Origin of the sequence: Neobacillus niacini NBRC 15566 (genome assembly GCF_001591505.1) — a bacterium.
GTDB lineage: Bacteria > Bacillota > Bacilli > Bacillales > Cytobacillaceae > Neobacillus > Neobacillus niacini.
The window spans coordinates 144,335-151,424 of the sequence record NZ_BCVA01000009.1 but is presented as its reverse complement, the minus strand read 5'-3'; the positions used below and the strand labels follow the sequence as shown (position 1 = coordinate 151,424).

Below are 7,090 nucleotides of genomic sequence, written 5' to 3'. Positions count from 1 at the left end.
CGGGCAAGTGAAGCCTCTCCACTTTACTGATAACACAAAAAAAGAAACAACCCTAAAAAAGGCTGTTTCTCAAAAGTTTTAGGACAAAACGGCACGGTCGCTGGCCATTTGCACTCCGCGAATGCGTTTAAATTCCTCTAATAATCCCTCAATAGTAAGGTTTTTCTTATCTTCAGCGTCTACTTCTAAAATAATTTGACCTTTATCCATCATAATTAAGCGATTTCCAAGATCAATCGCTTGCTGCATATTATGTGTTACCATTAACGTCGTAAGCTGATATTTCCCAACAATCTCACGCGTTAGATTAGTTATTAATTCCGCTCTTGATGGGTCCAGTGCAGCCGTGTGCTCATCAAGCAATAAAATTGAGGGTTCAGTAAAGGTTGCCATTAACAGTGATAATGCTTGTCGTTCTCCACCGGATAACAATCCAACCTTAGCACTTAACCGGTTTTCTAATCCAAGGTGCAATGATTCAAGCACTTCCCGAAAGTAATCACGTCTTTTTTTCGTGACTCCTCTCCTGAAGGTTCTCGTTTTATTTCGAGAATAGGCCATTGCCAAGTTTTCCTCGATCGTCATGCTAGGAGCAGTTCCTGCCATTGGATCCTGAAATACCCGTCCAATCATTTTCGATCGTTTATACTCTGACATGGTGGTTACATTTTTACCGCCAATTTGGATTTCACCAACATCGGGTACTAGTACCCCTGAAATAATATTCATTAGTGTTGATTTCCCAGCACCGTTACTTCCAATAACCGTAACAAAATCACCTGGTTTTAAGGTCAGATTAATATGATCAATAGCAATTTTTTCATCGGGGGTACCTTCATTAAATATCTTATGAATCTGATTTAATTCAAGCATGGTTCTCACCCTTTCGCTCAGCCGATGCTTGTAACATGTTCAGCTTTTCTTGTCTTCTTCGTGCTTTCCGCTTTTTCTCTTTAGAGTGATCAATCATTTTTGGTGCGGTTAAGGCGATGATGACAATTAATGCTGTTATCACCTTCATATCACCAGGATCTAGGAATTCCACCCTTAATGCAAGAGTAACCACAATACGATAGATAATGGAACCTCCGATAACCGCAAGAGTAGCACGCGCAATCGATTTGGTACCAAACAAGGCTTCACCGATGATAACAGAGGCTAAACCAATTACAATCATCCCGATACCCATACCTACATCCGCAAATCCACCTTGCTGTGCAATTAATGCGCCGGAAAATGCAACCAAAGCATTGGATAACCCGAGTCCTAGAATGGTAAGGAGATTCGTATTAGCAGAAAAACTGCGAATCATTTGTTTATTGTTACCAGTCGCTCTAACAGCAAGACCAATTTCCGTCTGTAAAAATAAATCCGTAAGCCATTTAATTACAAAGGTAACGATAATCATAAAAATTAAAATGCCCCATGTATCTGGAAGGCTGTCTCCAAGACCAACCATCGTTAGCAAACCATTTAAAAAAGAATCTACTCCCAAATTTTCGAAAATCCCACCGATTTGTGTGAATGAAGTTTCTGTATTTAACAAGGGAATGTTTGATCTTCCCATTATTCTAAGATTAATAGAATATAAGGCAATCATCATTAAAATACCTGAAAGCAAATTATTAATTTTTCCAAAGGTATGTAACAGTCCTGTTATACAACCTGCTGCAAACCCTGCAAATAGTGCTAATATCGTAGCTAAAAACGGGTTCACCCCGCCAGCTATCAAAACTGCTGACAAAGCTGCACCTGTTACAAAACTCCCATCCACCGTTAAATCCGGAAAATCCAGAATACGAAAGGAAAGATAGACGCCCAGTGCCATAATCGCGTAGATGATACCTGCTTCAAATGATCCAAATATGGCTATAAACATTGAGATCATCCTTTCTTTAAGTCTTTGTTCTAATTGTATAAATTCTTTAATGGAGTGATGAAGGAGTCAACCATATTAACGGCTGACTCCCAGCATTACAAAGAATTATTATTCACCTTCGTAAAACTCACCAAGGTCTTTCCATTCCTCTTTCACTTCTAGCCCTTGTGCTTCTGCAGCTTTTTTATTAATAACAAGTGTTAAACTGCTTGGTAATTCTACTGGGATTTCAGAAGGCTTCTTATTTCCGCTTAAAATTTCAGCAGCCATTAAACCTGATTGATATCCAATATCAAAATATTCAAATCCGCTCGCAGCAACTGCACCTTTTTTCATTGAATCTAACTCACCCACGAATAGAGGGATTTTTTTGCTGTTTGCAACCGAAATAACAGACTCAAGAGCAGAAACTACCGTATTATCTGTTGGAATATAGATAGCGTCAACACGACCAACTAAGGATTCAGCAGCCTGCTTTACTTCAGCAGATGTAGAGACAGACACTTCTACAAGCTTAGCACCTTTATCTTCCGCTAACTTTTTCACTTCTTCCACTTGAACGATAGAATTTTGTTCACCAGAATTATAGATAACACCAATTTCTTTTGCCTTAACCTCTTCAGTAATAAAATTTATCGTTTTTGCTGTTCCATCAGGATGATTGTCAGTTGTACCAGTGATATTTTCACCCGGCTGATCAAATGCCTTTACTAATTCAGCACCCACAGGGTCTGTTACAGATGTAAAAATAATTGGGATTTCCTTCGTTGCATTTAATGCGCCAGTAGCACTTGGAGTCGCATTTGCAAAAATAAGATCGACTTTATCACCGACAAAATTATTAGAGATTGTTTGAACATTGGCCGATTCACCTTGAGCATTTTGCTCGTCATACTCAACTTTAATGCCTTTATCTGCTAATGCCTTTTTAAAGCCTTCAGTGGCTGCATCCAATGATGGATGTGTAGCATATTGGGATATCCCAATTTTAAATACCTTTTCTCCTTCTTTTTCTGTTCCCCCAGCTGATTCTTTGCTGCCGCACCCAGCAAGCAACATCATTCCAGCTAAGGCAAAAGACAATGCCTTTACACCTTTTTTCATTTGTTACATCCCCCTAAAACTCATTTTTAATTTTTTAAAAATTTATTATATTATAAAAGTTATTCTAGTATTTTTTTTGAGTAAAAGCAATAGAAATACCTAAAATTATTTTTCCGCTTTAAAGCGACAAATTTTTTAATTATTTAAAAAAATAAAAAAGCCCCCAGTATATGAGAGCTTTAACGGTTACCTATACATTTTTCTAGTTAATTATATTTAATTTCCATTCCTGTGTTTGATCTAATAATTTATCGATTTCTATTTTTTTTAATTTACTTTTGATTTTCTCAGATGTTAGATTTGCAGTTTTTTCTAGCAGCTTATCGATATCAATCATAGTAGTTCCCATATCTAACCTCCATATTTTTAGTTACCACATGATTCGCAGCATTGGGGACATTTGTGGGGGTAAAGAAATATGGTTAAAAAAGTAGACTTTTAAATTACGAGCAAGGGTATGATAAAATTCACTTTTTCTTAACAATTACTAGAATAAAATGGTAGTGGAAATATGTGGTTGGAGGACTGCATGTTCAATTAATTATTCGGGGGGATATATGTACCAATCTATTGCATGGTACGCTACATTATTTCTGGTTTTTCTTCTTGCCTTGGCTTTTGCCTTTGTGTATGGAGAATCTAGAAAACTAAGAGAATATGGTCCAATTCAAGAAAAAGGCTACAAAATCCGAAAGTTTTATTTCATTGGGCTGGTGGCAGTAATGGGGTTTGCGACAGCAATGTCACTAAGTAAACTTCCCTATCATAATCAACATGCCATCGCAAAAGGAAAAGCAACAGTTGTTGAGGTTACAGGTCTTCAATATGCTTGGGAACTTAGTGATGAAGAGTTTACAGTTGGGGATGAGGTTCTATTTCAGGTGACTAGTAAAGATGTTACGCATGGTTTTGGTGTTTATGATCCAGATTTAAAGTTAATTGCTCAAACACAAGCGATGCCCCACTACACGAATACAGCGACAATAAAGTTCGACAAACCAGGCACTTATAAAATTTTATGTTTGGAATATTGCAGTGTGGGACATCACGTTATGATGAAGGAAATTACTGTTAAACCCAAAGAAGGAAGTGACGACCATAATGAATAATGCCAGCAAAATTACGAATAAAGGTGTTGCATTATCTCTAATGGTTACCTCTGTGGTTATAGTTTTAATGATGATCTTTGGGGTCATTATGTTATTAAATCAAGGTAATGTTATCCAGATTTCACCACAATTATTTTATAAAGTTATGACCATACATGGAACTGGCATGATTGGAATTGCTGCCTTAGGTGGAAGCGCCATCATGTGGTATTACCTGTCTACATATATCCATTTAAATGCTAAAATCTTTTTTGCCAATTTACTATTGTCATTGATCGGGGTTTTATTCATCCTTATCGCTATTTTTGTTTTTCATTTTTCCGATGGCTGGACATTCCTATTCCCGCTGCCAGCCTACTCAGCTAATCTCTATGGTAAGACGGGTGCATTATTATTTTTATTTGGAATGTTGCTTTAGGGATTGGTTATCTGCTCATGTACTTTTACTTAGCAGCGAGATTTAAAAAAGAATATGGCGGATTATTAAAGTCACTTGGTTGGGATGTTATCCTAGGCAAAAAAAGTATGGCCCGCCTTCATCTGTCGTTGCAGCTACAATGGTAATCATCACTAATTCTACAGCGATTCTTGAAGGTGCAACGGTGATTGTTGTCTCTTTCATCAACATTATTAATCCACCATTTAGTATGGATCCAATGCTGGCTAAACATTTAACCTATGCGTTTGGGCATATTTTTGCAAACTGTACCATTTACATGGCTGTCATCGCTGTTTACGAAATATTATCTAACTATACGGGACGTCCTTGGAAAACGAATAAAGTCTTTTTAATTGCTTGGAACTGTTCCACTATCTTTACGTTAATGATTTATACTCACCATCTGTTAATGGATTTCGCAGTACCAAAATGGATGTTAATCATTGGTCAAGTTTTTTCATATGCGAATGGGCTTCCCGTTATGGTTGTCACAGCCTATGGTGCATTAATGATTGTCTACCATTCAGCAATAAAATGGGATTTTGCTTCAAGTATGATGTTCTTGGCCATGTTTGGCTGGGTAGCTGGCGCAGTACCGACAATCATTGACGCAACCATTGTGATTAACCACATCATGCACAATACAAAATGGGTTCCAGGTCACTTTCATACGTATATGGGGATGGGCGTCGTTGCAATGATTTTCGGATTTATGTATTATTTCAATAAAACCGAAGGAACTCAGAAAGAAAAAAGCCTGGATAAGTTAGCGATTGTTACCTATTTTATCTTTTTCACCGGTTTAACTGGATCGTTCTTATATGCTGGAAAAATTAGTGCACCGCGCAGATGGGCTGAGCATTTACCTGAGTGGACAGCCTCTGACCAAGTTGGAGCCCTTTGCGGGATATTTATCATAGCAGCTGCCCTTGTCTTTACCATTCGCTTTATTGTTGGATTAAAGAAAATTGGAAGCAATACAACAGATAAATCTCTAAAATCTGCTTCTTAAAAAAACGAACCATCCAGTCGTCCACATGGATGACAAGATGGTTCGTTTTTTCAATATTTGTGCAAACTAATCCTTAACGGGAGGTGCATGTACAAATTGAAAATAAAAATTGCGATAAGTTCTTCTATATTTTTACTTTTACTAACAGCCGCTTGGTACCTGCAGCAACAGCAAGAAAACCATCGGGAATTTACAGTTAATCAAATGGAATCCCAAGTAAATAATTTGAATTTAGTTCCAATGAATAATGAAATTACTCCGTTGAATACGACTTTAAACACGGAGGAATCTACTTTCCAATGGAAATTATTTGAGCCATTTAAACCTAGGGAATATGTTCGGATTATAGAGCATTAAAAAATGTAACAAATCTAACCCTTATTTAAAAAGTGTTCCAAGCAATAACTGGAACACTTTTTATTTTTATTCTGTAATTATTCAACAGATGATTTCTCCATTACCTTTTTATTATATTCTTTTAAGTCGTCTCTTACACTTTTATCCCAAAGTTTTACTCCTGAATTATAGGCTGCCCTGTTAATTAAATGACCTGAAATAGGGGAAGTCATAAAAAGGAAGATAATTCCTAAAATTAGCCTTGAATTAAAATGACCTTCCAAGGCATAAAAGTATAGAAAAGTTCCCAATAGAATAGACATTACCCCTAGGGTAGCAGCCTTTGAGGCAGCATGATTTCGTGTATAAACATCAGGGAGTCTAATTACTCCAACCGTAGCAATTAGGCAAAATAGAGCTCCCACTAAAATAAAGAATCCAATAAGAAAATCAATGATTACGCTCACGTTCGATAATTACCCCCTTTTCCAAATACTTAGCAAACGCAACTGTTCCAATAAAGGCTAGAATCCCTATTAATAGTATGATTTCAAGAAAAGCATGAGAGTTTAAAACGATTGATATCAATGCTGTAATCGCTACAAGGTTTATACCTATTGCATCTAATGCAATCACTCTATCGGCTACACTAGGACCTTTTATTACCCGATAAATTAATCCAAGCATCGAAAGAGAGCAGAATAACAATGCTAATCGAATAATAATCTCAATCATTACCTGCTCACCTCCAAAATAGCTTTTTCGAATGAATTCTTAATACTGTTAATCTCATCTTCTACTTCCCCAATATTCATCGCATGAATAAAAAGGGTTTTATTATCCGCTGAAACATCAATGACTAATGTACCTGGCGTTAATGTTATTAAACTTGAGAGTAAAGTGATTTGCCAATCCTTTGTTAAAACTGTGTCCATTGCAAAAATAGCGGGCCTCATATCTAATTTAGGTTTTAATACAATTTTTACAATGGCTATATTGGACAAAATTAATTCCTTTATAAAAATAAAAGTCAACTTTATAAAGGACCATAATCGGAATAAATAAAAACGGCTATGGAAGTAACGTCTTAGCACAAATATGACAAGGAGTCCAAAAATAAAGCCTTTTATAAAACTTATGGGATCGTAGGAAACCTTAATAAACATCCATAAAAAGGCTAATACCACATTCAATAAAATTTGAAATGCCAA

At 36.4% G+C, this 7,090-nt stretch carries 11 protein-coding genes; 4 read left to right on the top strand and 7 right to left on the bottom strand.

Annotation, left to right across the window (positions count from 1 at the left end):
* Positions 1 to 78: 78 nt before the first annotated feature.
* The 4 genes from BANA01_RS10525 to BANA01_RS29510 all read right to left on the bottom strand — a co-directional run bounded on the left by BANA01_RS10525 (position 79) and on the right by BANA01_RS29510 (position 3,332).
* On the bottom strand, positions 79 to 873 hold the full coding sequence (locus BANA01_RS10525) for an ABC transporter ATP-binding protein (RefSeq protein ID WP_034675943.1): 795 nt from the start codon (positions 871 to 873) through the stop codon (positions 79 to 81).
* Positions 866 to 1,879 (bottom strand): ABC transporter permease, encoded by a 1,014-nt coding sequence (locus BANA01_RS10520; RefSeq protein ID WP_034675945.1) that lies wholly within the window; start codon positions 1,877 to 1,879, stop codon positions 866 to 868. The genes BANA01_RS10525 and BANA01_RS10520 overlap by 8 nt, the downstream gene beginning before the upstream one ends.
* Positions 1,880 to 1,987: 108 nt before the next feature.
* On the bottom strand, positions 1,988 to 2,983 hold the full coding sequence (locus BANA01_RS10515) for an ABC transporter substrate-binding protein (RefSeq protein WP_034675948.1): 996 nt from the start codon (positions 2,981 to 2,983) through the stop codon (positions 1,988 to 1,990).
* 202 nt (positions 2,984 to 3,185) lie between these two features.
* A complete protein-coding gene (locus tag BANA01_RS29510) occupies positions 3,186 to 3,332 on the bottom strand; it encodes a hypothetical protein (RefSeq protein WP_157411757.1) in 147 nt (48 codons plus the stop codon).
* A gap of 208 nt (positions 3,333 to 3,540) precedes the next feature.
* On the opposite strand from BANA01_RS29510, the gene BANA01_RS10510 reads away from it, so the two are divergent.
* The 4 genes from BANA01_RS10510 (at position 3,541) to BANA01_RS10500 (ending at position 5,900) form a co-directional block, all read left to right on the top strand.
* Positions 3,541 to 4,092 carry a cupredoxin domain-containing protein gene (locus BANA01_RS10510; protein ID WP_063253088.1) on the top strand — a complete coding sequence of 184 codons (552 nt, stop codon included), beginning with the start codon at positions 3,541 to 3,543 and terminating at the stop codon, positions 4,090 to 4,092.
* Positions 4,073 to 4,510, top strand: a complete 438-nt coding sequence (locus tag BANA01_RS30770; RefSeq protein WP_369689648.1) for a hypothetical protein — start codon at positions 4,073 to 4,075, stop codon at positions 4,508 to 4,510. Before BANA01_RS10510 ends, BANA01_RS30770 begins: the two co-directional genes overlap by 20 nt.
* A 79-nt stretch (positions 4,511 to 4,589) precedes the next feature.
* Entirely contained in the window at positions 4,590 to 5,543 is a 954-nt protein-coding gene (locus tag BANA01_RS10505; protein WP_369689647.1) for a cbb3-type cytochrome c oxidase subunit I, read from the top strand.
* An 87-nt stretch (positions 5,544 to 5,630) separates the two neighbouring features.
* Positions 5,631 to 5,900, top strand: coding sequence for a hypothetical protein (locus tag BANA01_RS10500; protein ID WP_063253087.1), 270 nt, complete (start codon positions 5,631 to 5,633; stop codon positions 5,898 to 5,900).
* A gap of 77 nt (positions 5,901 to 5,977) precedes the next feature.
* On the opposite strand, the gene mnhG is transcribed toward BANA01_RS10500, so the two are convergent.
* Genes mnhG through BANA01_RS10485 form a run of 3 tightly spaced genes read right to left on the bottom strand, consistent with a single transcriptional unit; the run spans position 5,978 to position 7,090 of the window.
* Positions 5,978 to 6,346 (bottom strand): monovalent cation/H(+) antiporter subunit G, encoded by a 369-nt coding sequence (gene mnhG / locus BANA01_RS10495; RefSeq protein ID WP_063253086.1) that lies wholly within the window; start codon positions 6,344 to 6,346, stop codon positions 5,978 to 5,980.
* Complete coding sequence (locus BANA01_RS10490) at positions 6,330 to 6,614, bottom strand: Na(+)/H(+) antiporter subunit F1 (RefSeq protein ID WP_063253085.1); 285 nt, start codon at positions 6,612 to 6,614, stop codon at positions 6,330 to 6,332. The genes mnhG and BANA01_RS10490 overlap by 17 nt, the downstream gene beginning before the upstream one ends.
* Positions 6,614 to 7,090: a Na+/H+ antiporter subunit E gene (locus BANA01_RS10485; RefSeq protein ID WP_063253084.1), complete on the bottom strand. Its 477-nt coding sequence runs from the start codon at positions 7,088 to 7,090 to the stop codon at positions 6,614 to 6,616. The genes BANA01_RS10490 and BANA01_RS10485 overlap by 1 nt, the downstream gene beginning before the upstream one ends.